Annotated in this window: 23 protein-coding genes; 16 read left to right on the top strand and 7 right to left on the bottom strand. The window is 61.4% G+C overall.

The genetic code is table 11. The features are described from left to right. The 4 genes from AC19YS_RS25050 to AC19YS_RS25035 form a co-directional block, all read right to left on the bottom strand. Positions 1 to 1,035 (bottom strand): ABC transporter ATP-binding protein, encoded by a 1,035-nt coding sequence (locus AC19YS_RS25050; protein WP_500602838.1) that lies wholly within the window; start codon positions 1,033 to 1,035, stop codon positions 1 to 3. Positions 1,036 to 1,233: 198 nt separating this feature from the next. Further along, a complete protein-coding gene (ydcS, locus tag AC19YS_RS25045) occupies positions 1,234 to 2,385 on the bottom strand; it encodes a putative ABC transporter substrate-binding protein YdcS (RefSeq protein ID WP_500602837.1) in 1,152 nt (383 codons plus the stop codon). A gap of 72 nt (positions 2,386 to 2,457) precedes the next feature. Then, a complete protein-coding gene (locus AC19YS_RS25040) occupies positions 2,458 to 3,915 on the bottom strand; it encodes a gamma-aminobutyraldehyde dehydrogenase (RefSeq protein ID WP_177416146.1) in 1,458 nt (485 codons plus the stop codon). Positions 3,916 to 4,048: 133 nt separating this feature from the next. Next, positions 4,049 to 4,960 (bottom strand): LysR family transcriptional regulator, encoded by a 912-nt coding sequence (locus tag AC19YS_RS25035; RefSeq protein WP_003209548.1) that lies wholly within the window; start codon positions 4,958 to 4,960, stop codon positions 4,049 to 4,051. Positions 4,961 to 5,128: 168 nt separating this feature from the next. Between AC19YS_RS25035 and AC19YS_RS25030 the strand changes: the two genes are divergently transcribed. The 16 genes from AC19YS_RS25030 to AC19YS_RS24955 all read left to right on the top strand — a co-directional run bounded on the left by AC19YS_RS25030 (position 5,129) and on the right by AC19YS_RS24955 (position 22,024). Continuing rightward, positions 5,129 to 5,836 (top strand): tellurite resistance TerB family protein, encoded by a 708-nt coding sequence (locus AC19YS_RS25030; RefSeq protein ID WP_119738689.1) that lies wholly within the window; start codon positions 5,129 to 5,131, stop codon positions 5,834 to 5,836. A 217-nt stretch (positions 5,837 to 6,053) separates the two neighbouring features. Continuing rightward, positions 6,054 to 7,676, top strand: coding sequence for a methyl-accepting chemotaxis protein (locus AC19YS_RS25025; protein WP_200623431.1), 1,623 nt, complete (start codon positions 6,054 to 6,056; stop codon positions 7,674 to 7,676). Beyond that, complete coding sequence (locus AC19YS_RS25020; protein ID WP_500602836.1) at positions 7,676 to 8,188, top strand: chemotaxis protein CheW; 513 nt, start codon at positions 7,676 to 7,678, stop codon at positions 8,186 to 8,188. Before AC19YS_RS25025 ends, AC19YS_RS25020 begins: the two co-directional genes overlap by 1 nt. Then, on the top strand, positions 8,185 to 9,444 hold the full coding sequence (locus tag AC19YS_RS25015; RefSeq protein WP_500602835.1) for a CheR family methyltransferase: 1,260 nt from the start codon (positions 8,185 to 8,187) through the stop codon (positions 9,442 to 9,444). Before AC19YS_RS25020 ends, AC19YS_RS25015 begins: the two co-directional genes overlap by 4 nt. Beyond that, entirely contained in the window at positions 9,441 to 10,142 is a 702-nt protein-coding gene (locus tag AC19YS_RS25010) for a chemotaxis protein CheW (protein WP_200623435.1), read from the top strand. The genes AC19YS_RS25015 and AC19YS_RS25010 overlap by 4 nt, the downstream gene beginning before the upstream one ends. Then, positions 10,139 to 12,418 (top strand): hybrid sensor histidine kinase/response regulator, encoded by a 2,280-nt coding sequence (locus tag AC19YS_RS25005; protein ID WP_500602834.1) that lies wholly within the window; start codon positions 10,139 to 10,141, stop codon positions 12,416 to 12,418. Before AC19YS_RS25010 ends, AC19YS_RS25005 begins: the two co-directional genes overlap by 4 nt. Further along, positions 12,415 to 13,425 carry a chemotaxis response regulator protein-glutamate methylesterase gene (locus AC19YS_RS25000; RefSeq protein ID WP_106577209.1) on the top strand — a complete coding sequence of 337 codons (1,011 nt, stop codon included), beginning with the start codon at positions 12,415 to 12,417 and terminating at the stop codon, positions 13,423 to 13,425. The genes AC19YS_RS25005 and AC19YS_RS25000 overlap by 4 nt, the downstream gene beginning before the upstream one ends. A gap of 51 nt (positions 13,426 to 13,476) precedes the next feature. Beyond that, the gene (locus AC19YS_RS24995) at positions 13,477 to 14,478 is read left to right on the top strand and encodes a response regulator (protein ID WP_200623437.1); all 1,002 of its coding nucleotides are present in this window, start codon (positions 13,477 to 13,479) and stop codon (positions 14,476 to 14,478) included. A gap of 235 nt (positions 14,479 to 14,713) precedes the next feature. Beyond that, positions 14,714 to 15,809, top strand: a protein-coding gene (prfB, locus tag AC19YS_RS24990; protein ID WP_096236834.1) for a peptide chain release factor 2 whose coding sequence is annotated in 2 segments (ribosomal slippage) — positions 14,714 to 14,785 and positions 14,787 to 15,809 — 1,095 coding nt in all. Because the reading frame shifts where the segments join, the coding sequence is not laid out codon by codon here. 95 nt (positions 15,810 to 15,904) lie between these two features. Further along, positions 15,905 to 17,407: a lysine--tRNA ligase gene (gene lysS / locus AC19YS_RS24985; protein ID WP_119738697.1), complete on the top strand. Its 1,503-nt coding sequence runs from the start codon at positions 15,905 to 15,907 to the stop codon at positions 17,405 to 17,407. Positions 17,408 to 17,559: 152 nt separating this feature from the next. Further along, positions 17,560 to 18,276 carry a TetR/AcrR family transcriptional regulator gene (locus AC19YS_RS24980; protein ID WP_106577206.1) on the top strand — a complete coding sequence of 239 codons (717 nt, stop codon included), beginning with the start codon at positions 17,560 to 17,562 and terminating at the stop codon, positions 18,274 to 18,276. Between the two features lie 128 nt (positions 18,277 to 18,404). Then, positions 18,405 to 18,965: a hypothetical protein gene (locus AC19YS_RS24975; protein ID WP_106577205.1), complete on the top strand. Its 561-nt coding sequence runs from the start codon at positions 18,405 to 18,407 to the stop codon at positions 18,963 to 18,965. A 21-nt stretch (positions 18,966 to 18,986) separates the two neighbouring features. Further along, on the top strand, positions 18,987 to 20,264 hold the full coding sequence (locus AC19YS_RS24970; protein WP_106577204.1) for a flavohemoglobin expression-modulating QEGLA motif protein: 1,278 nt from the start codon (positions 18,987 to 18,989) through the stop codon (positions 20,262 to 20,264). A 112-nt stretch (positions 20,265 to 20,376) separates the two neighbouring features. Further along, positions 20,377 to 21,282: an alpha/beta hydrolase gene (locus AC19YS_RS24965; RefSeq protein ID WP_106577203.1), complete on the top strand. Its 906-nt coding sequence runs from the start codon at positions 20,377 to 20,379 to the stop codon at positions 21,280 to 21,282. Further along, positions 21,279 to 21,605, top strand: a complete 327-nt coding sequence (locus AC19YS_RS24960; protein ID WP_106577202.1) for a PA3694 family proteiin — start codon at positions 21,279 to 21,281, stop codon at positions 21,603 to 21,605. The genes AC19YS_RS24965 and AC19YS_RS24960 overlap by 4 nt, the downstream gene beginning before the upstream one ends. A gap of 125 nt (positions 21,606 to 21,730) precedes the next feature. After that, complete coding sequence (locus tag AC19YS_RS24955) at positions 21,731 to 22,024, top strand: hypothetical protein (protein WP_106577201.1); 294 nt, start codon at positions 21,731 to 21,733, stop codon at positions 22,022 to 22,024. A 51-nt stretch (positions 22,025 to 22,075) separates the two neighbouring features. Here the strand turns inward: AC19YS_RS24955 and lptF are convergent, their stop codons facing one another. The 3 genes from lptF to AC19YS_RS24940 all read right to left on the bottom strand — a co-directional run bounded on the left by lptF (position 22,076) and on the right by AC19YS_RS24940 (position 23,969). Further along, positions 22,076 to 22,861 (bottom strand): lipotoxin F family OmpA-related lipoprotein LptF, encoded by a 786-nt coding sequence (gene lptF / locus AC19YS_RS24950; protein ID WP_106577200.1) that lies wholly within the window; start codon positions 22,859 to 22,861, stop codon positions 22,076 to 22,078. A gap of 54 nt (positions 22,862 to 22,915) precedes the next feature. After that, positions 22,916 to 23,341 (bottom strand): DUF4398 domain-containing protein, encoded by a 426-nt coding sequence (locus AC19YS_RS24945; protein ID WP_106577199.1) that lies wholly within the window; start codon positions 23,339 to 23,341, stop codon positions 22,916 to 22,918. Between the two features lie 283 nt (positions 23,342 to 23,624). After that, positions 23,625 to 23,969: a pilin assembly protein gene (locus tag AC19YS_RS24940; RefSeq protein WP_124416598.1), complete on the bottom strand. Its 345-nt coding sequence runs from the start codon at positions 23,967 to 23,969 to the stop codon at positions 23,625 to 23,627. Positions 23,970 to 23,989 lie beyond the last annotated feature (20 nt).

The following is a 23,989-nucleotide window of genomic DNA, read 5'->3' as shown; positions in this document are numbered from 1 at the left end:
TCACACCTCGCCTGCGGTATCGGTCAGCGGGGTCATGGCTTCCCGCGCCCAGCGCGCGGTGATCGACTGGCCGACCTGATGGCCGCTGCTGATGTCCAGCCATTGGGTGTTGGCCTGGCTGATGTTCAGCGCCTGGCCGTTTTCCAATTTCAACTCATAGCGGGTGGCGCTGCCCTGGTACTGAATGTCGTGCAGCACACCGCTGATTTCGACGTCGCCGGCGCCCAGCGGGCCTTCGGCAAAACGCACGTGTTCCGGGCGAATCGAAAATGGCTGCGCACTGCCGCTGAGGCGCTGGGCCAGTTCACCGCGAATCACGTTGGAGGTGCCGACAAACTCGGCGACGAAAGTGGTCGCCGGTTTCATGTACAGGTTGCGCGGGGTATCGACCTGTTCAATGCGGCCCTTGTTGAACACGGCCACGCGGTCAGACATCGACAGCGCTTCGGTCTGGTCATGGGTGACGAAGATGAAGGTGATGCCGAGCTGGCGCTGCAGCTTTTTCAGCTCGCTTTGCATTTGTTCGCGCAGCTTCAAGTCGAGGGCGCCCAGCGGTTCGTCGAGCAGCAACACGCGGGGGCGGTTGACCAGCGCGCGGGCCAGGGCCACCCGTTGGCGCTGGCCACCGGAGAGCTGCACCGGCTTGCGCTCGCCATAGCCTCCGAGGGCGACCATGCCCAAGGCTTCTTCGGCGCGGTTCAGGCGTTCGGTCTTGCCGATGCCTTTGACCTTGAGGCCGTAGGCCACGTTGTCGCGCACATTCATGTGCGGGAACAGCGCGTAATCCTGGAACACGGTGTTCACGTCGCGCTGATACGGCGGCAAGCCGGTGGCTTCCTCGCCATGAATACGGATCGAGCCCGCGCTCGGCTGCTCGAACCCGGCAATCAGGCGCAGGCACGTGGTCTTGCCGGAGCCGGAAGGGCCGAGCATGGAAAAGAACTCGCCGTCCTGGATATCGATGCAAACCCGGTCAACGGCTTTCACTTCGCCGAACTGACGGGAAACGTGGGTGAATTGGACTGCAAGCGTCATGGTGCGGTGCTCCAAAAAGGCGCGGGTCGTCGCAGCGGCCCGGCCTGGACTTCTGAAAAATCAAACATCTGTGAATGCGGTCAATGTGGGAGGGGACTTGCCCCCGATAGCAGTTGGTCAGTGACCGATAGGTTGGCTGACACATCGCTCTCGGGGGCAAGCCCTCTTCCACAGGGGATCTATGCCGTCTGCAGGGTCTTACCTGCCGCCCATGATCGCGATGTAATCCTGGGTCCAGCGGCTGTACGGCACGAACTTGCCGCCTTCAGCCTGCGGGGTTTTCCAGAAGGCGATCTTGTCGAACTGGTCGAAGCCGTTGGTCTTGCACCCTTCGGCGCCCAGCAGTTCACTTTCCTTACAGGCCGCAGGCACCGCCGGCAGCGAGCCGAACCAGGCAGCAACATCGCCCTGGACTTTGGGCTGCAGCGACCAGTCCATCCACTTGTAGGCGCAGTTCGGGTGCTTGGCCTCGGTATGCAGCATGGTGGTGTCCGCCCAGCCGGTGGCGCCTTCTTTGGGGATGGTCGAGGCAATCGGCTGCTTCTCGTTGACCAGGCCGTTGACCTGATACGGCCAGGCGCTGGAGGCCACCACGCCTTCGTTTTTGAAGTCGCTCATCTGCACGGTGGTGTCGTGCCAGTAGCGGTGGATCAACGGTTGCTGGGCGCGCAGCAATTCGAGCACGGCCTTGTACTGGGTTTCGGTCAGCTCGTACGGGTTCTGGATGCCCAGTTCCGGCTTGGTGCTCTTGAGGTACAGCGCCGCGTCGGCAATGTAGATCGGGCCGTCATAGGCTTGCACGCGGCCCTTGTTCGGCTTGCCGTCCGGCAGGTCCTGCGCCTGGAACACCACATTCCAACTGGTGGGCGCGGTCTTGAACACGTTGGTGTTGTACATCAACACGTTCGGGCCCCACTGGTACGGCGTGCCGTACGTTTGCTGGCCGACCACGTACCACGGGGCATCCTTGAGACGCGGGTCGATGTTTTTCCAGTTCGGGATCAGCGCCGTATTGATCGGCTGCACGCGCTTGCCGCCGATCAAGCGCAGCGACGCGTCGCCGGAAGCGGTGACCAGGTCATAACCGCCCTTGGCCATCAGGCTGACCATTTCGTCGGAGGTGGCGGCGGTTTTCACATTGACCTTGCAGCCGGTTTCCTTCTCGAAACCGGTGACCCAGTCGTAGCCCTTGTCGCTTTCGCCACGTTCGATGTAGCCGGGCCAGGCGACGATATCCAACTGGCCTTCACCGGCGCCCACCGCCTTGAGCGGTTCGGCGGCCTGCAGGCTGGCGCTGGCCAGCAGCGCGGTGGTCAGGGCACTGAGCAGTGCGGTCTTGTGCGCAGACATGGGGGTTCCCTCTTCTTTAATTATGGTCGGGGCAGTTTGTGCAGCAGGTAATGCGTGAGCGTCGTTGTTGTTTTAAAGGTGCTGGCCGTGGCGGGCCATGATGTGGCGCACCACGCTGTAGTCCTGCAGCGAATCGCTGGACAGGTCTTTGCCATACCCCGAGCGCTTCAAGCCGCCGTGGGGCATTTCGCTGACCAGCATGAAATGACTGTTGATCCAGGTGCAGCCGTATTGCAGGCGCGACGCCACTTGCATGGCCTTGTCCAGGTTCTGGGTCCAGACGGAAGAGGCCAGGCCGTATTCGGAGTCGTTGGCCCAATCCACCGCCTGTTCCAGTTCGTCGAAGCGGGTCACGGTAACCACCGGGCCAAACACTTCGCGCTGCACGATTTCATCGTTCTGTTTGCAACCGGCCAGCAGGGTTGGCTGGTAATAGAAGCCGGCGCCGGAGTGCACGGCCGCACCGGTGACGCGCTCGATATGCGGCTGGCCAAGGGCGCGCTCGACAAAACTGGCAACGCGGTCGCGCTGGCGCGTGCTGATCAGCGGGCCGAGTTCGTTGTCGGCATCGCGCTTGCCGGCAAAGCGCAGGCTGCTGACGGCAGCGCCGAGGTCGGCGACCAATTTGTCGTGAATGCCGGCCTGGGCATAGATGCGGCAGGCGGCGGTGCAATCCTGGCCGGCATTGTAGTAACCGTAGGCGCGCACGCCTTCGACCACGGCCTGCAGGTCGGCGTCGTTGCACACGATCACCGGCGCCTTGCCGCCCAGTTCCAAGTGCGTGCGTTTGAGGGTTTTGGAGGCGGCCTGCAGAATCTTCTGCCCGGTGACGATATCGCCGGTCAGCGAAACCATGCGCACTTTGGGATGGCTGACCAAGTGACTGCCAACGCCTTCACCGCCGCCACACAGGATGTTGATCACCCCGCGCGGCAGCAGGTCCTTGAGGACGGGGGCCAGAGCCAGGATCGACAGCGGCGTATGTTCTGACGGTTTGAACACCAGCGTGTTACCGGCGGCCAGTGCCGGGGCGATTTTCCAGGCGGCCATCATCAGCGGGTAGTTCCACGGCGCAATCGAGGCGACGACGCCAATCGGGTCGCGGCGCACCATGCTGGTGTAGCCGGGCAGGTATTCGCCGCTGAGCTGGCCGGTCTGGCAACGCACGGCACCGGCGAAAAAGCGGAATACATCCACGGTGGCGCTCAAATCATCCTGGCGCGCCAGGTGCAACGGCTTGCCGCAGTTCAGCGATTCCAGGCGGGCGAGGTAGTCGGCTTGTTTTTCAATGGCGTCGGCAATCCCCAGCAGGATGTTCGAGCGTTGCTGCGGCGTGGTCCGCGACCAACCGGCAAAGGCGCGATGAGCGGCGAGGATGGCGCTTTCGACCTGCTCGCTGCTGGCTTCGGCGATCTGGGTGAGAACTTCACCGCTGGCCGGGTTGATGATCGGCTCGCCAAGCCCCTGGCCCTGGACCAGTTCGCCGTCGATCAGCAACGCAGTGAGCAGCGGGGTGGGCGCGCCGGACATTTTTCGCGATCTCTTTTCTTGTGTGGCCATGGGCGTTCTCTTACAAGGCGCCTGACCTTCTCTTATGGGATAGGCAGAGACTAGAGGTCAGGCGCGAGGTCAACAAATACTAAATACTGAAAGCAGCATTCGATTAAATAGATGGCTTGCGCGGATGTGGCTGTTCGCGGGCCACCGTCAGGAATGGATCAACCAGCGCCGGCCGCGCGGTGCCGCGGCGCCAGGCCAGGCCCACGTCGAGGGTCTGGCTGAGGTCGGCAATCGGCCGCGCTTCAATAATGTCGCCCTCAAGCGACCAGGGGCGGTACGTCATGTCCGGCTGGATCGACACGCCGAGGCCGGCGGCCACCAGGCTTCGCACGGCCTCAGTGGAGGCGGTGCGCAAGGTCACGCGCGGTTGCAGGCCGGCGCCGGTCCACATCCGTTGGGCGTTGTGGCCCATTTCATCCACGTTCAGCTGAATCAGCGGTTCGCGCGCCACATCGGCGAGGTTGATGCTGTCGTGTTCCAGCAGCGGGTGCTGGGCCGGCAGCCATAAACGGTGGGGCGAATGGGTGAGCACTTCGGTCTGCAGGGCGTGGCGGTCTTCAAGGTTGGAGAGGATCAACACGCCGACATCGATTTCGCCGCTGACCAGCAGGTGCTCGATGTACGGACGTTCATCCTCCATCACGCGGATTTCCACATTCGGGTAAGCGCGTTGAAAGCGCGTGAGCAAGTCGGCGAGGTAATAGCCGGCCACCAGGCTGGTCACGCCGATGATCAACTGGCCGGCCACTTGGTCGGTGCTCTGTTGCAGGCTGCGCTTGGCGTTGTCGACGGTGGCGAGGATCAGGTGCGCCTGGCGCAGAAACTGATGGCCCTGATGGGTCAGGGTCATGCCCTTGGCGTGGCGGTTGAACAGGTTGACGCCGATTTCCTGTTCCAGTTGCTGGATCGCCAGGGTCAGGGTCGACTGGGAAATAAACGCCGTTTGCGCGGCGGCGGAGATCGAGCCGGTCTCGGCCACGGCGATGAAGTGCCGGATTTGACGCAAGGTCATCATGCTGGAATTACCAGTGGGGTATTTTTATAGATTTGCCCGAGTGTATATCGTTTTAATCGAAGGGCAGTGGCGTTACATCTGGAAGCACTCTAGATCGCGGCTTTTTGGCACTTAGTTTTACGCTGGCGACCTATTACTCCTACAAACCCAAGTGCCTGGAGGCTGCGAATGAATACCCGTGGATTGCTCGATCAGTTGCTCAAATCTGGCCAGGACATGTTGCAGAAGAAAGCCGGCGGCCAGCCCAAGTCCGACGACAAGGGCGCCCTCGGCGGGCTGCTCGGCAGTGGTGGCCTGGGCAGCCTGCTCGGTGGCGCAGGTGGCGGGGCCCTGGCGGCGGGGGCCATGGGCTTGCTGCTGGGTAACAAGAAAGCGCGCAATTTCGGCGGCAAGGCCCTGACCTATGGCGGCTTGGCGGCCTTGGGCGTGATTGCCTATAAGGCCTACGGTAATTGGCAGGCGCAACAGGCCAATGCGCCCCAGGGTGAGCCGCAGACCATCGACCGCCTGCCACCGGCCCAAGTCGAGCAGCACAGCCAGGGCATTCTTAAAGCGCTGGTTGCGGCGGCCAAGGCCGACGGGCATGTGGATGAGCGTGAGCGCGCACTGATCGAAGGCGAGTTCACCAAGCTGGACGACGACCGTGAGCTGCAAAGCTGGCTGCACGCGGAGTTGAACAAACCCCTGGACCCGGCCGATGTGGCGCGCGCGGCAAGCACCCCGGAAATGGCCGCCGAGATGTACATCGCCAGTGTGATGCTGGTAGACGAAGAGAATTTTATGGAAAAGGCCTATCTGGATGAATTGGCGCGCCAGCTGAAACTGGAACCCGGCTTGAAGGCCGAGCTGGAAAAACAGGTGCGGCTCACCCCATAAACCCAGGCTGTTCACACATCAAAAAAGGTGGGAGGGGGCTTGCCCCCGATGGCGGTCCATCAGTTGCAGATATTTCAACTGAGCGACTGTCATCGGGGGCAAGCCCCCTCCCACATTTATTCGCATTCTGTGCACGCTCCATCAAAACCCATTGATAAATGAGGGCAAAGGCTCAGCTATACTCCCCTCCATTTGAATGGCCCTTCGAGGAATTACTGTGAAGAACTGGACCTTGCGCCAACGGATTTTGGCGAGCTTTGCGGTCATTATCGCGATCATGCTGTTGATGGTCGTGGTCTCTTATTCACGGTTGCTGAAGATCGAGGTCAGCGAGACGGCTGTCCGCGATGACGCGGTGCCGGGGGTTTATCTCAGCTCGGTGATCCGCAGTGCCTGGGTCGACAGCTACCTGCAAACCCAGGAATTGCTCGGTCTGCGTGACGACAAGGGCCTGACCGATGCCGACAGGGCTGACTTCAAGTCATTTGAAGGGCGCATCCAGGCGCAGATGGCCAACTACCAGCAAACCATCCACGGTCGCGATGACCAGGCCGAGTTCGACAAATTCGAAGCCTTGCACCAGGCCTATAACAAGAGCCTGGCCACAGTACTCGATGCCCTGCAGCGCAATGACCTGGTTGCTGCACGCAAGGAATTCAACGCCAACCTGACGCCCGCCTGGACGGCAGGGCGCATGAAGCTCAACGACATCATCACCGAAAACAAAAACGTCGCCGACCGTGCGACCACCGCCATCGATGAGGCGGTATCCGCCGCCAAGGTCAGCATGTTCGTGTCGCTGGCCCTGGCCATCCTCGCCGCCGGCCTGTGCGGTTTGCTGCTGATGCGCGCGATCATGGCGCCGATGCAGCGCATCGTCTCGATCCTCGGCACCATGCGCGATGGCGATTTGAGCAAACGCCTGAACCTGGAGCGCAAAGACGAATTCGGCGCCGTCGAAACCGGCTTCAACGACATGATGACCGAGCTGACGGCCCTGGTGTCCCAGGCCCAGCGCTCATCGGTGCAGGTGACCACCTCGGTCACCGAGATTGCCGCCACCTCCAAGCAGCAACAGGCCACCGCCACCGAAACCGCGGCAACGACCACCGAGATCGGCGCAACGTCGCGGGAGATCGCCGCCACGTCCAAAGACCTGGTGCGTACCATGACCGAAGTGTCCACCGCCGCCGACCAGGCCTCGGTCGCCGCCGGTTCCGGCCAGCAGGGCCTGGCGCGCATGGAAGAAACCATGCACTCGGTGATGGGCGCCGCCGACCTGGTCAATGCCAAATTGGCGATCCTCAATGAGAAAGCCGGCAACATCAACCAAGTGGTGGTGACCATCGTCAAGGTCGCCGACCAGACCAACCTGTTGTCGCTCAACGCCGCCATCGAGGCCGAGAAGGCCGGTGAATATGGCCGCGGTTTCGCCGTGGTCGCCACCGAAGTGCGGCGCCTGGCCGACCAGACCGCCGTAGCCACCTACGACATCGAGCAGATGGTGCGCGAGATTCAGTCGGCGGTATCGGCCGGTGTGATGGGCATGGACAAGTTCTCCGAGGAAGTGCGCCGCGGCATGTTCGAAGTGCAGCAAGTGGGCGAGCAACTGTCGCAGATCATTCATCAGGTGCAGGCGCTGGCGCCACGCGTGTTGATGGTCAACGAGGGCATGCAGGCCCAGGCCACCGGTGCCGAGCAGATCAACCACGCGCTGGTGCAATTGGGCGATGCCAGCAGCCAGACCGTCGAATCCCTGCGCCAGGCCAGCTTTGCCATCGATGAATTGAGCCAGGTTGCGGTCGGTCTGCGCAGCGGCGTGTCGCGTTTCAAAGTCTGATGAGCGACCTCGCGGCTAAACGCGGCGCCGTCCCGGCAGCGAAAAAGGCGTTGTTTCTGGTGTTTCACATCGGCGGCGAACGTTATGCCCTCAAAGCCACGGAAGTGGCCGAGGTGCTGCCGCGCCTGCCGCTCAAACCCATCGCGCATGCGCCGGTCTGGGTGGCGGGGATTTTTGCCCACCGTGGCGCGCTGGTGCCGGTGATCGACCTGTGTGCGCTGACCTTCGGCGCGCCGGCCCAAGCCCGCACCAGTACGCGGTTGGTGCTGATCAACTACCAGCCGCAACCGTGGATTGAAGCGCGCTGGCTGGGGCTGATCCTGGAACAGGCCACCGACACCCTGCGCTGCGACCTCGGGGAGTTCAAGCCCTATGGCCTGGACAATCGCGAGGCGCCCTACCTGGGGCTGGTGCGTGAGGACGCCTTGGGCTTGATGCAATGGATTGGTGTCAACGAATTGCTCACCGAGCCCGTGCGCACCTTGTTGTTTTCTGCCGAGCTGAGTCTATGAGCAACGACCCGCGCTTCTTTGCCTTCTTGAAGGAACGCATCGGCCTGGACGTCGCGTCAGTGGGCGAGGCAATCATCGAGCGCGCGGTGCGCCAGCGCAGTCAGGCTGTGCTGGTGCAGACGCCAGAGGCTTACTGGAGGCATCTGCAGAGCTCGCATGATGAGCAGCAAGCGCTGATCGAAGCCGTGATCGTGCCCGAGACCTGGTTTTTCCGTTACCCCGAGTCGTTTGCCACCCTGGCGCGGCTGGCCAAGGCACGTCTGGCCGAGATCAAGCAGATGCGCGCGCTGCGTATTCTGAGCTTGCCGTGTTCCACCGGCGAGGAGCCGTATTCGATTGCCATGGCCCTGCTCGATGCGGGCCTGGCGCCGCATCAGTTCAAGGTGTTGGGCCTGGATGTCAGCCCGCTGTCGGTGGAGCGCGCCAAGCGTGGCGTGTATGGCAAGAATTCGTTTCGCGGCAGCGATATCGACTTTCGCGAGCGCCATTTCACCGAAGAGGCCGACGGCTTCCACATCGCCGACCGGGTGCGCGAACAAGTGCGCCTGCAAGTCGGCAACCTGCTCGATCCGGGCCTGCTGGCCAATGAGCCGAGCTATGACTTCGTGTTTTGCCGCAACTTGCTGATCTACTTTGACCAGCCGACCCAAAAGCAAGTCTTTGATGTGCTCAAGGGCCTGACTCACCTGGACGGCGTGCTGTTTATCGGCCCGGCCGAAGGCAGCCTGTTGGGCCGCCATGGCATGCGCTCGATTGGCGTACCGCAATCTTTTGCCTTCAGTCGGCACGTCGAGCCGGTCAAGCCTGAGCCGGTGTTTGTGCCCGTGCCTGCGCCGGTTCCACAACGCAGTGCCGCACCGATTCCGGTCAAGCCACGGCCGTTCAGCACGGTCAGCGCGCAGGTGCTGCCGATCAAGGCGCCGCACACGGATGCCGGCGACTTGCTCAGCCGTATCGCCACGCTGGCCAATGAAGGCAAAAGCGCCGAAGCCCGCGCCGCCTGCGAGCAGTATTTGAGTAACCATCCGCCGGCCGCCCAGGTATTTTATTGGCTGGGGTTGCTCAGCGATGTGGCCGGCAGCGCCCTGGAAGCCCAGGGCTATTATCGAAAAGCGTTGTACCTGGAGCCGCAGCACCCGCAGGCCTTGATGCACCTGGCGGCGTTGCTCGAGTCTCAGGGCGACAGTGCGGGGGCGCGCCGTTTGCAGGCGCGGGCCGCGCGTAGCGAGCGAGCTGACAGTGAGTCCAAACGATGAGTAGCACCGACGCGCTCAACACCGCGGGCCTGGACCTGACCCTGGCCGACACCCAAGCCATTGACGACTGCTGGAACCGCATCGGCATCCATGGTGACAAGTCCTGCCCGCTGCTGGCGGAGCATATTCACTGCCGCAACTGCTCGGTGTATTCCGCCGCCGCCACCCGTTTGCTCGACCGTTATGCCTTGCAGCAGGGCGATGAGCGCGCCTATGCCGTGGCCGAACTCGACGAAGACATCGTTACCCGTTCCCTGTTGATGTTCCGTCTGGGCGAGGAATGGCTGGGCATCGCCACCCGGTGCCTGGTCGAAGTGGCGCCGCTGCAACCGATTCATTCGCTGCCGCACCAGCGTTCCCGGGCGCTGCTCGGCGTGGCCAATGTGCGTGGCGCCTTGGTGGCGTGCCTGTCGTTGGTGGAGCTGCTGGGGTTGGATGCGACCAGCAACGGGGCCAGCGGCGGGCGCATCATGCCGCGCATGTTGATCATCGCCGCGCAGGACGGCCCGGTCGTGGTGCCGGTCGATGAAGTCGACGGCATCCACTCCATTGATGAGCGCACCTTGAAGGCTGCATCGGCCTCTGGCACCCAGGCCAGTGCGCGCTTCACCCAGGGCGTGTTGCAGTGGAAAGGCCGCAGCCTGCGTTGGCTGGACGAGGCGCAATTGTTGTCCGCCGTGACCCGGAGCCTCACATGACCCCCGACCAGATGCGCGATGCCTCGCTGCTGGAGCTGTTCAGCCTGGAAGCCGATGCGCAAACCCAGGTGCTGAGCGCCGGTCTGCTGGCGCTTGAGCGCAACCCGACCCAAGCCGACCAGCTGGAGGCGTGCATGCGCGCCGCGCATTCGCTCAAGGGCGCGGCGCGGATTGTCGGCGTGGACGCTGGGGTCAGCGTGGCCCACGTCATGGAGGATTGCCTGGTCAGCGCCCAGGAAAGCCGCCTGTACTTGCAACCCGAGCATATCGACGCGCTGCTGCAAGGCACCGACCTGCTGATGCGCATCGCCACGCCCGGCAACGACGTTGGCCCGGCGGACATCGAGGCTTATGTGGCGTTGATGGAGCGCTTGCTCGATCCGTCGCAGCCGACCGCCAGCATCGCGCCACCGCCGCCTGTGCAATCTGCACCGGCGCCGATTGTCGAAGAGCTGCCGCCGGAACCCGAGCCTGCACCGCCCGTGACCAGCGAGCTGCCACGCCAGAACAAACGCATGACCGAAGGCGGCGAGCGCGTGTTGCGGGTCACCGCCGAGCGCTTGAACAGCCTGCTCGACCTGTCGAGTAAATCCCTGGTGGAAACCCAGCGGCTCAAGCCTTACCTGGCGAGCATGCAGCGCCTCAAACGCATTCAAAGCAACAGCGCCCGCGCCCTGGACACGTTGGACGGCCAGCTCAAGGCCCTGGATTTGAACCTCGAAGCCCAGGAAGCGCTGGCCGACACCCGGCGCCTGTTGAGCGAAGCCCAAGCCTTGCTGGCGGAAAAAACCGCCGAGCTGGACGAGTTCGGCTGGCAGGCCGGGCAGCGTGCCCAGGTGCTTTACGACACCGCACTGGCCTGCCGCATGCGCCCGTTTGCCGATGTACTGGCCGGGCAGGTGCGTATGGTCCGCGACCTGGGCCGCAGCCTTGGCAAGCAAGTGCGCCTGGAAATCGAAGGCGAAAAAACCCAGGTTGACCGCGACGTGCTGGAAAAGCTCGAAGCACCGCTCACGCACCTGCTACGCAATGCCGTCGATCACGGTATCGAAATGCCCGAGCAGCGCATGCTGGCCGGTAAACCGGCCGAAGGCCTGATCCGCCTGCGCGCCTCGCACCAGGCAGGCTTGCTGGTGCTGGAGTTGAGCGACGACGGCAACGGCGTCGACCTTGAGCGCCTGCGCGGCACCATCGTCGACCGGCACCTGTCGCCGCTGGAAACCGCTCAGCGCCTGAGTGAAGAAGAACTGCTGACGTTTCTGTTCCTGCCCGGGTTCAGCCTGCGTGACAAGGTCACCGAAGTGTCCGGGCGCGGCGTCGGCCTGGATGCGGTGCAGCATATGGTGCGCCAACTGCGCGGCGCGGTGGTGCTGGAGCAGACGGCGGGGCGCGGCAGCCGCTTCCACCTTGAGGTGCCGCTGACCCTGTCGGTGGTGCGCAGCCTGGTGGTGGAAGTCGGCGAGGAAGCCTATGCGTTCCCGCTGGCGCACATCGAACGCATGTGCGACCTGGCCCCCGATGACATCGTGCAGCTGGAAGGCCGCCAGCATTTCTGGCACGAGGGCCGCCACGTCGGCCTGGTCGCCGCCAGCCAGTTGCTGCAGCGCCCGCCGGGGCAGAGCAACCAGGAGACGCTCAAAGTCGTGGTGATCCGCGAGCGCGATGCGGTGTATGGCATCGCGGTGGAGCGCTTTATCGGCGAGCGCACGCTGGTGGTGTTGCCGCTGGATGATCGCCTCGGCAAGGTTCAGGATATTTCAGCCGGTGCCTTGCTGGACGACGGCTCGGTGGTGTTGATCGTTGACGTTGAAGACATGCTGCGTTCGGTGGACAAGTTGCTCAATACCGGCCGGCTGGAACGCATCGCCCGGCGTAGCCAGCAGGCTACCGAGGCGCCGCGTAAACGCGTGCTGGTGGTGGACGACTCGCTCACCGTGCGTGAACTGCAACGCAAATTGTTACTTAATCGCGGTTATGAAGTGGCTGTCGCGGTCGATGGCATGGATGGCTGGAACGCGTTGCGTTCCGAAGACTTCGACCTGCTCATCACTGACATTGATATGCCTCGCATGGACGGTATTGAATTGGTCACACTCTTGCGCCGTGACAGTCGCCTGCAATCGTTGCCGGTGATGGTGGTGTCGTACAAGGATCGCGAAGAAGACCGGCGTCGTGGACTGGATGCCGGCGCCGACTATTATCTAGCTAAAGCCAGTTTCCATGACGATGCCTTGCTGGACGCCGTGATGGAACTGATCGGAGGCGCCCGGGCATGAGGATTGCGATCGTCAATGACATGCCCATGGCAGTAGAGGCCTTGCGCCGCGCCTTGAGTTTCGAACCCGCGCACCAGGTAGTGTGGGTCGCCAGCAACGGGCTGGAAGCCGTGCAGCACTGCGCCGAGGTGATCCCGGACCTGATCCTGATGGACCTGATCATGCCGGTGATGGATGGCGTGGAGGCCACTCGGCGGATCATGGCCGAGACCCCGTGCCCGATCGTGATCGTCACCGTGGACCGCCAGGCCAATGTCAGCCGCGTGTTCGAAGCCATGGGCCATGGCGCCCTGGACGTGGTGGATACGCCGGCGCTGGGCGTTGGCAACGCCAAGGATGCGGCGGCGCCGTTGCTGCGCAAAATCCTCAACATTGGCTGGCTGGTCGGCCAGCGCGGCAGCCGGGTGCGCACCGAAACGGCGCCCCAGCGCGGCACCGGCAAACGTCAAAGCCTGGTGGCGATTGGTTCGTCGGCAGGCGGGCCGGCTGCCCTGGAAATCCTGCTCAAGGGTTTGCCACGCGACTTTTCTGCGGCCATCGTGCTGGTGCAGCATGTGGACCAGGTGTTTGCCGCCGGCATGGCCGAGTGGCTGAGCAGCGCGTCCGGCCTGCCGGTGCGCCTGGCGCGTGAGGGCGAGCCGCCACAAAGCGGTGTGGTCCTGCTGGCCGGCACCAACCACCACATTCGCCTGTTGAAAAACGGCACGCTAGCCTATACCGCAGAGCCGGTTAACGAGATTTACCGGCCTTCCATCGACGTGTTTTTTGAAAGCGTCGCCAGCCATTGGAACGGCGACGCCGTCGGCGTATTGCTGACCGGCATGGGGCGCGACGGCGCCCAGGGGCTCAAATTGCTGCGTGAACAAGGATATTTGACCATCGCCCAGGATCAACAGAGTTCGGCGGTGTATGGCATGCCCAAAGCGGCGGCGGCCATTGATGCCGCTGTTGAAATTCGCCCACTGGACAGAATTGCGCCCCGATTGCTGGAGGTCTTTGCAAAATGATCGAACCCTCCGCGGTGCCGGCTTGCAGGAAAGTAATTCAGGTGACTGCACATGAATGATCTACAGATCGACGACATCAAGACCGACGAAAATGCCGCCATGGTGTTGCTGGTCGACGACCAGGCCATGATCGGCGAAGCGGTGCGGCGTGGCCTGGCCCATGAGGAAAACATCGACTTCCACTTTTGCGCCGACCCGCATCAGGCGATTGCCCAGGCGATTCGCATCAGGCCCACGGTGATCCTGCAGGATCTGGTCATGCCCGGCCTCGACGGCCTGACGCTGGTGCGTGAATACCGCAACCACCCGGCCACCGCGAATATCCCGATCATCGTGCTGTCGACCAAGGACGATCCGCTGATCAAGAGCGCGGCCTTCTCGGCCGGGGCCAACGACTATTTGGTCAAGCTGCCGGACAACATCGAACTGGTGGCGCGCATTCGCTATCACTCGCGCTCGTACATGACGCTGCTGCAGCGGGATGCGGCGTATCGGGCACTGCGGGTCAGCCAGCAGCAGTTGCTGGACACCAACCTGGTGCTGCAACGGTTGATGAACTCCGACGGCCTTACCGGGCTGTCCAATCGCCGGCACTTCGATGAGTACCTTGAGCTGGAATGGCGTCGCGCCATGCGTGACCAGACTCAGTTGTCGTTGTTGATGATCGATGTGGATTTCTTCAAGACCTACAACGACAGCTTTGGCCATGTCGAAGGTGACGAAGCGTTGCGCAAAGTCGCTGCGACGATCCGCGAAGCCAGCAGTCGTCCTTCCGATCTGCCGGCACGTTATGGCGGTGAAGAGTTTGCGCTGGTGTTGCCGAACACCTCGCCGGGCGGCGCACGTCTGGTGGCAGAAAAGCTGCGCATGGCCGTGGCGGCGCTGAAAATTCCGCACATTGCTCCGGCTGAAGGCGCGAGCCTGACCATCAGCATCGGCCTGTCGACCCTGACGCCGGTGCAGGGCACGGATTGCCGGCAGCTGATCATGGCGGCCGATAAAGGCCTGTATACGGCCAAGCATAATGGGCGCAATCAGGTGGGTATCGAGTGACCTGAGGTCGTGCCCCATTCAATGTGAGAGGGGGCTTGCCCCCGATAGCGGCGGGTCAGTCACAACATCATTGAGTGACAGACTGCCATCAGGGCAAGCTCCCTTCCATATTTGGAACTTCATGGGGCTTGGATTGTGTATAAATCCGGCCTTTTCGCCAAGCGGGCTGCCGTTTCCGCTGGTTTGTCGTTATACTCGTCGGCTTTCAAAAGTTCGCCAACGAGTGCTGCCCGCCATGGAAATCAACCCGATCCTTAACACCATCAAGGACCTGTCCGAGCGCTCCGAAACTATTCGGGGGTATCTTTGACTACGATCAAAAGCATGAGCGTCTGACCGAAGTCAATCGCGAGCTTGAAGATCCGGCTGTCTGGAACAAACCTGAATACGCCCAGGAACTGGGCCGCGAGCGCGCTGCGCTGGCACAGATCGTCGACACGCTTGACGAACTGAACACCGGTCTGGGCGATTGCCGCGACCTGCTGGACATGGCCGTCGAAGAAAACGACGAAGGCGCAGTGGGCGATGTCGTCGCCGAGCTGGCCCGTCTCGAGGAAAACCTCGCCAAGCTTGAATTCCGCCGCATGTTCAGCCACGAAATGGACCCGAACAACGCCTACCTGGACATCCAGGCCGGTTCCGGCGGCACCGAAGCCCAGGACTGGGCCAACATCCTGTTGCGTATGTACCTGCGCTGGGCTGACAAACGCGGTTTCGACGCGACCATCATGGAGCTGTCGGCCGGTGAAGTCGCGGGTATCAAAGGTGCGACCGTGCACATCAAGGGTGAATACGCCTTTGGCTGGCTGCGCACCGAAATCGGCGTGCACCGCCTGGTGCGCAAGAGCCCGTTCGACTCCGGCAACCGTCGTCACACCTCGTTCTCTGCGGTGTTTGTCTCGCCAGAGATCGACGACAAGGTCGAAATCGAGATCAACCCGGCCGACCTGCGCATCGACACCTATCGCTCCTCCGGTGCCGGTGGTCAGCACGTTAACACCACCGACTCGGCCGTACGTATTACCCACGTACCGACCAATACCGTGGTCAGCTGCCAGAACGAACGTTCCCAGCACGCGAACAAGGACACCGCCATGAAAATGCTGCGGGCCAAGTTGTACGAGCAGGAAATGCAGAAGCGCAACGCCGCTTCCCAGGCGCTGGAAGACACCAAGTCGGATATCGGCTGGGGTCACCAGATCCGTTCGTATGTGCTCGATGCTTCGCGGATCAAGGATCTGCGCACTAACATCGAACGCAGTGACTGCGACAAGGTGCTCGACGGCGACATTGACGAATACCTGGAAGCCAGCCTGAAATCGGGCCTGTAAAAAGACTGTAGGAGCCGGCGGGACGCCCAGTCCTTGCCCGGCGATCCCCAGCCGAAGGTTGGGGAAAACGTACCTGTGATGGAATTTCAAAAGACATGAGCGACCAACAACTCGACCCGCAAGCCCTGCAACAGGAAGAAAACTCCCTGATCGCCCTGCGCAAGGAAAAGCTTGCTGCCGAGCGCGCCAAGGGCAATGCCTTCCCGAACGACTTCCGCCGCGACAACTACTGCGATGCCTTGCAGAAGCAATACGCGGACAAGACCAAGGAAGAGCTGGCAGAGGCTGCAATCCCGGTCAAGGTGGCAGGTCGCATCATGCTCAACCGTGGCTCGTTCATGGTGATCCAGGACATGACCGGGCGCATCCAGGTCTACGTCAACCGTAAAACCCTGCCGGAAGAAACCCTGGCCTCGGTGAAAACCTGGGACATGGGCGACATCATTGCCGCCGAAGGCACCCTGGCCCGTTCCGGCAAGGGCGACCTGTACGTTGAAATGACCAGCGTACGCCTGCTGACCAAATCCCTGCGCCCGCTGCCGGACAAGCACCACGGCCTGACCGACACCGAACAGCGCTACCGCCAGCGCTACGTTGACCTTATCGTCAACGAAGACGTGCGCCAGACTTTCCGCGTGCGTTCGCAGGTGATTGCGCACATCCGCAGCTTCCTGATGAAGCGCGACTTCCTGGAAGTGGAAACGCCGATGTTGCAAACCATCCCCGGTGGTGCCGCAGCCAAGCCGTTCGAAACCCACCACAACGCGCTGGACATGGAAATGTTCCTGCGCATTGCGCCTGAGCTGTACCTCAAGCGGCTTGTTGTTGGCGGCTTCGAAAAAGTCTTCGAGATCAACCGCAACTTCCGTAACGAAGGCGTCTCGACCCGTCACAACCCTGAATTCACCATGTTGGAGTTCTACCAGGCGTACGCCGACTACGAAGACAACATGGACCTGACCGAAGAGTTGTTCCGCGAGTTGGCGCAGCTGGTTCTGGGCAGCACCGACGTGCCGTACGGCGACAAGGTGTTCCACTTCGGTGAGCCATTCGTGCGCCTGTCGGTGTTCGATTCGATCCTCAAGTACAACCCTGAGTTGACCGCTGACGACCTGACCGACATCGACAAGGCCCGCGCCATCGCCAAGAAAGCCGGCGCCAAGGTGCTGGGTTTTGAAGGCCTGGGCAAACTGCAGGTGATGATTTTCGAAGAACTGGTGGAGCACAAGCTGGAACAGCCGCACTTCATTACCCAGTACCCGTTCGAAGTGTCGCCGCTGGCCCGTCGCAACGACGACAACCCGAACGTCACCGACCGTTTCGAGCTGTTCATTGGCGGGCGCGAAATCGCCAACGCCTACTCCGAGCTTAACGACGCGGAAGACCAGGCCGAGCGTTTCATGGCCCAGGTGGCCGACAAGGACGCCGGCGACGACGAGGCGATGCACTACGACGCCGACTTCGTCCGCGCCCTGGAATACGGCATGCCGCCAACCGCCGGTGAAGGTATCGGCATCGACCGGTTGGTGATGTTGTTGACCAACTCGCCGTCGATCCGCGATGTGATCTTGTTCCCGCACATGCGGCCACAAGCGTAACCGTAGCGAAATCCGAAGCCGCCTTTTATAAGGCGGCTTTTTTGTGTGGCACATTCAGCCGTCAAGAGAACGGCGCCAGGTGATCGTTCCCATGCTCTGCGTGGGAATGCAGCCCGTGACGCAGCGCGTCACCTTTTAAAGGAAGATCTGTCGTGAACCGCGTAATGGCTCAAGAAGGTGCCGCCGGCATTGCTGCTGCCGTGGCTGAAAGCGTTCAGTATCAGGGCCGCAAGGCCAGCCGGCGGGGCAGCGAGCAGCGCAGGCAGGATATTCTCGATGCGGCCATGCGCATCGTTGTGCGCGATGGTGTACGAGGCGTGCGCCATCGCGCCGTAGCGGCAGAGGCCGGTGTGCCGTTGTCGGCCACCACCTACTATTTCAAGGACATCGATGACCTGCTCACCGATACCTTCGCCCAATACGTGGAACGCAGCGCCGCTTTCATGGGCAAGCTGTGGGTGCGCAACGAAGGCCTGCTGCGCGAGATGGTCGCCTATGGCGATGGCAGCCCGCAGTCGCGCTCGCAATTGGCCGATGACATTGCGCGGCTCACCGCCGACTACGTGATGCGCCAACTGACCAACCGCCGCGAACACCTGATGGCCGAGCAGGCCTTTCGCCAGGAAGCCTTGCTCAACCCGCGGCTGGCGCAACTGGTGCGGTCTCATCAGCAGATTCTGTTGCAGGGAACCGGGCAGTTTTTCCAGGTATTGGGTTCCCGCGAGCCGCAACAGGATGCCAAAGTGTTGACGGCGATAATCGGTCGGATGGAATATCAGGGCCTGCTTGGCGGGCCAGAGCCTCTCACCGCTGACGAGATGCTTGAAATCCTCAAGCGTTACATGCATTTGGTGTTGGCCTCGGTCTAGCACACCCTGTGCGCTATCCGCTTTATGTGGGCGCCGGCTTGCCTGCGATAGCATCGCCTTGGATTACCGGATGCACCGAGGCGCCTGTATCGCAGGCAAGCCAGCGCCCACACTTGATGGAGTACGCAATGAAAGCCTGGCATGTCGCGCTAATCGCTTTGTCATTCCTGTTGCTCAGCGGTTGCCTGGTGACCTTCAAGGACCCGCTGCCAGCCCGTGAAGCCGCGCCGGCTGCCTTGCTCGGCCATTGGTCGAGCAAAAATGCCTGGGGCGAGCCGCTTAACCTGCAGATCACTCGGGTTGGTGAGCACCGCTACAAAGCCGTGAGCTACCCTAAAGCCAAGCCGGCCCAGCGCGATGAGTACCTGTTTACCGTGGCGCGCCATGGCAACCGCTGGTATTTGTCGGCGCCGTTGCCGGGCAAACTGGGTGGGCATTTCATCCTCGCCGGCTTCGACTTTGAAAGTGAGGGCGACAAAAAGCCTGAGTTGGTGGTCTACAACCTCGACCTTGAGCAGATCCACCAAGCCATCGGCCAAAACGTGTTGCACGGCAGCACCGTCGACACGGTCGAAGGCGCCGGCGTGCTGGTGGACAGCTCCATGGACCAGGTGTTTGCCTACCTGGATGACCCGGCCAATGCCGATGTGTTCGTTGAAGCCGTACGCTACCAGCGCGCGGGCAAATAACGTTTAAAGAGGAAGCACCGGGTGGACGATTACCAGCAGACGATACGCACCTTGTCTGATCGCATTGTGCTGGCGCAAACACCGATTCGCGTCCTCGACGCCGTGAAGTGGGACGAGAACATTCGCCAGGGTTTCCTCAAGGCCAAGGGCAAGGCGATGCCGGCCGTGGACCGCGATTACTACCTGAACCGGCCACTGTCGTTCGATTCCAGCGCAGTCAAGCTGGAGTTCCAGAACATCGAGCGCGACATCACCCGTCGCCTCGGCCAATTCAGCCCGGTGGGGCAGATCATGCGGCGCATGTGCCGTGAATACCGCATGGTGGTGCGCATGCTCGAGGCGCGCGGCACCGAGGATTTCGGCCTGATCTCCCAGGAGCTGTATGGCGCCGCGTCCGATGCGTTCCACGCTGGCGACCCGACCCTGGCGGACCTGGGCTTGATGCTGTCTGACTACCTGAACAACATCGACGGCCGTGGCGACCTCAAGGACGAAGCCAAGACCCTTACCGCCAAGGATGCAGTGGCGTTGCTGCAAACCCGCCTGAACAAGGTGTTTGGCGAAGCGGAGGAAACCATCCGCGTGTTTGAGTCCGACGGGATTGTCGCGGACGCGGCGGCTGGCGCCGACTACATCAAGATCCGCGCCGATGCGATGTTCAACGACCGCGACGTGCGCGCCCTGGAAGTGCATGAAGGCCTGGTGCACGTCGGCACCACGCTCAACGGCCAGAACCAGCCGATCTGCACCTTCCTGTCCAAGGGGCCGCCGTCGTCCACGGTGACCCAGGAAGGCCTGGCGATTCTGATGGAGATCATTACCTTCGCCTCATACCCGAGCCGCTTGCGCAAGTTGACCAACCGCACCCGTGCCATCCATATGGTGGAGGAGGGCGCCGACTTCCTGCAGGTGTTCGAATTCTTCCGTGAGCAAGGCTTTGAGATGGCCGAAAGCTACGGCAATGCCAGCCGGGTTTTCCGCGGCTCGACGCCGACCGGTCTGCCGTTTACCAAGGATTTGTCCTACCTCAAGGGCTTTATCATGGTCTACAACTACATCCAGCTGGCCGTGCGCAAAGGCAAGCTGGAACAAGTGCCGCTGCTGTTCTGCGGCAAGACCACGCTGGAAGACATGCGCACCCTGCGCCAGTTGGTCGATGAAGGCCTGGTGGTGCCGCCCAAGTACCTGCCCGAGCAGTTTCGCGACATGAACGCGCTGGCGGCGTGGATGTGCTTCTCCAACTTCCTCAATCACTTGAGCCTGGACCGGATCGAGGCCGATTACTCGAATATCCTGTAGGCGATAGTCCTGAAAAAACGGATCAAAAGGTGGGAGCAGGCAAGCCAGTTCCCACCTTTGATCCCTATTGATCTCAAGATTGATTTCCAACCCACTTGCGAGGCTTCAACGGATGAGAATCCTCGGCATTCTTTGCCTGCTACTCACATTGAACGGCTGCAGCTCACTGCTGTTCTACCCCGAACCCGGCCTGCCGTTCACGCCGGAAAAAGCCCATCTGCAGTACCGCGATGTCACCCTGACCACTGCCGACGGGGTAAAACTTCACGCCTGGTGGCTGCCAGCCAAATCCGGCGTGCCAGTCAAAGGCACGGTGCTGCACTTGCACGGCAATGGCGGCAACCTGGCGTGGCACCTGGGGGGCAGTTGGTGGCTGCCGGAGCAGGGCTATCAAGTGCTGCTGCTGGACTATCGCGGGTATGGTCTGTCGGAAGGCAAGCCGTCGTTGCCGGCGATCTACCAGGACATTGATGCGGCGTTCAACTGGATCGACAAGGCGCCTGAAACCCAGGGGCGGCCGTTGATTGTGTTGGGCCAAAGCCTGGGTGGCGCACTCGCCGTGCATTACCTGGCGGCGCACCCGGAGCGCCAGCCGCAGCTCAAGGCGCTGGTATTGGACGGTGTGCCCGCCAGTTATCGTGACGTAGGACAATTCGCCCTGAGTACGTCCTGGATAACATGGCCGTTTCAAGTGCCCCTGTCGTGGCTGGTGCCCGACGCTGACAGTGCGATCAACGCCATGCCGCAACTGACCGGCGTACCCAAGCTGCTGTTCCATAGCCTGGATGATCCGATCGTGCCGATGGCCAATGGCATTCGCCTGTATCAGGCCGCGCCGCCGCCCAGGGTGTTGCAGTTGACGCGTGGCGGCCATGTGCAGACATTTGCCGACAAGACCTGGCAAACCGTGATGCTGCGTTATCTGGACGACCCGCAGCACTTCAACGGCCTGCGCCGCCTGGGGGAAATCCCCAATTACCCGAACCCTAACGTTGATAGGTCAGAGAGCCCGCAATGAGCGAAGAACGCAACATGATCCCGCTGATCCTCACCGGCGTCGGCACCATCATCGGCACTGTCGGTTGCCTGTGGTACTACGGCTACCTGCACTTCGCCAAGCCGGAAGATGCGTTGCTGCTCAGCGACTTCACTTTGCTCAAGACGGTGCCGGGCGAGGATTACAAAATCTCCCTCACGCCAGCTGCGCAAGTGGCGCAGTGCGTCGACGGTGTGTTGGTGATGTTTGATACCGAACAAAAAGGCTTGAGCGGCGTGCTGGTGAACAACAAGAAGCAGGCCGTGCGCTGCATGGGCCAGGAGACGCCGCAACTGCAGGAGTGACCTGCGCTTCATCCCCGCCACATGATCACGGAAATATCTGGAACCGTATCGCGTAAGAAGCCACTGAATGACGTGTCAGTGTTGCTGATAGTTAATTTGCGTATATCGAATCCGGGAGAGTGATCATGGTTGGTGGAATTGGCGCGATCAGTAAGATGTTGGAAATGGCCCAGGGCGCAGCAAAGCTGGGGCAGGGCGGTGAAGACGGCGCCCAAGGCGGGCAGGACGCCCAGAAGCAAGAGAAACAAGACCCGATGAAGATGCTCATGGACATGCTGTCGAAGGCCGCGGGTGGGGCTCAGGGCAGTGGCGCCGAGGACCAGAAAGGTCCGCAGGAGCTGGAGAAACTGATGGCGGGTCGACAAGGCATGGAGGCCATGATGCCCGCCGATGACAGCAGCCGTAAAATCGAAGTCTGAGGCATAAAAAAACCCACCGAAAGGTGGGTTTTTTTTTACTGCTTCAATCGATCAATTAGCGACGGACGAACGTGGCTTGACCGGTTGGTTATCGTTGGAGATGGTCACTTCAACGCGACGGTTCATGGCACGGCCCGATGCGCTGCCGTTGTCGGCAACCGGGTATTCCTTGCCGTAACCCTGGGTCACGATGCGCGAGATATCCACGCCTTGCTGAGCCAGTGCGCGCTGCACGGAAGCGGCACGACGCTCGGACAGGCTCTGGTTGTACGAGTCGGAGCCGGTGCTGTCGGTGTAGCCTTCGACGATCACTTTACGGTCCGGGTTGTCGCGCAGGAACTGCGCCAGCTTGGTGATGTTGACCAGGCCGCTGGACTTGAGGTCGGACTTGTTGGTGGCGAACAGCACGTCACCGAACGTCACCAGGGTGCCGCGATCAGTTTGCTTGGCGTTCAAGCTGTCTTGCAGTTGCTTGATCTGGGCATCACGGGCTTGCAGCAGGGCGCGAGCACGTTCGTCACCAGCGTTTTTCAACTTGGCTTCGGATTCACGCAGCACGATGGTGTCTTTGGCCACTTCAACGCGCTGGTTGGTCAGGTAGGCCAGTTGGTCGACCTTCTTCTCGTCTTCCTTGTCGCGGTAGGCCTTGTCAGCCTTGTCCAGCCAGTCGCTGGCGTCCTTGGTTTCCAGCGCCGCAAGCTTGGTGGCTTGTGGGTTGGTCTGCAGGGCCGAGAAATTGGTCCGTGCGTTTTCCAGGTTCGCGTTCGGCGGGGTGGAGCAGGCCGCCAGGGCAACGCTCATCGCCAGCAGGGCAGGGATCATCAATTGTTTACGCATAGTCGTGTCGTCCTTTCAATTCGATTTCGGGTGCAATGCAATCAGGGCGTTGGCTTATTGCTGTTGGATAACAGCTGGGCGCATGCCTTCCTGACGCAGCTCCTGAACAGCCTTCTGGGAGTCCTTCACAGCCTGTTGGGCTTTGGCGGCCTGGGCTTTGCGCTCTGCAACGCGAGCGTCCCACTCGGCTTGTTCGGCCAGCTGACGAGCCTTGTCGTAGTTCTTGTCATGCATGGCGATTTCGGCTTCTTTGAGCTTGTCCTGAGCCGACTTCATTTCCACGGCTGCGTACTCGGTGCCGCCGGCGCTCACAGCGCTGTTGACCGCAGATTGGGTCACGGCATATTGCTCAGTCGGTGGGTTGCCGGCGCAGCCTGCCAGAAGGAAGCTGGTGCCGATTGCCAGCGCGGCCAATTTAAGCCCGCGCAGGTGGTTAAACGAGGTTTTGGCAGTGCTGGTCTTCATCGTCTTCAACTCCATTGGGTAACTCCTGAAAAACATCAAAATCCATGGCACTGGTCAGCGGTTCGGGTCTCGGCGGTTAAGCTCGAAACACGCTTTCAAACGGCCGTTCCAAGTGATGGCTTACTGGCTGTGACCGGAGGCTTTTTTCAAAAGTTCAGAGAAGATGGCGAATTGCCTAAAAAAATATCTGACTGAATGGTCAGCGTTTAAAAGTTGGAACTTTTACAACGCGCAGAGGTACTCCGAGCCCGTGAAAGGCCCGGAATAATTGGGTTAAATAAGGTTTGGCGGGCGTGTATCAGTGCTTTTTTTCTTCAGCACTGTCTGACAAATCATGCAGATAGCGCCGGGACAACGTGAGAAAGCGTGGCGTCGGGCCAACGTCTTCGTACAGAGGGTCACCCTCTTCGTCGGTGGCAATCACGTGCTGGCCCTTGACGTAGGGAAAGCTCGCTTCCAGCTCTTCAAGGGCGGCGCCGATCAGCTCGCCGAGCAGTTCTTCGGTGTGGCGCTTGGGGTACATCTCGGCAATGGCGGCCAGCCGTGCAGCAGACTCCACATCCAGATGAATCGCGTATTCGGTCTTGGTCAAGCGACCCGTGGCGTTCTCTTCCCAATGCTGGGCCAGTTCTCGAATCTTCATGGCAACCTCAATGAGCCCGC

The organism is Pseudomonas sp. MF08831 (genome assembly GCF_059862645.1).
The sequence above is the reverse complement of the archived record's forward strand: the minus strand, read 5'-3'. Positions and strand labels throughout refer to the sequence as shown.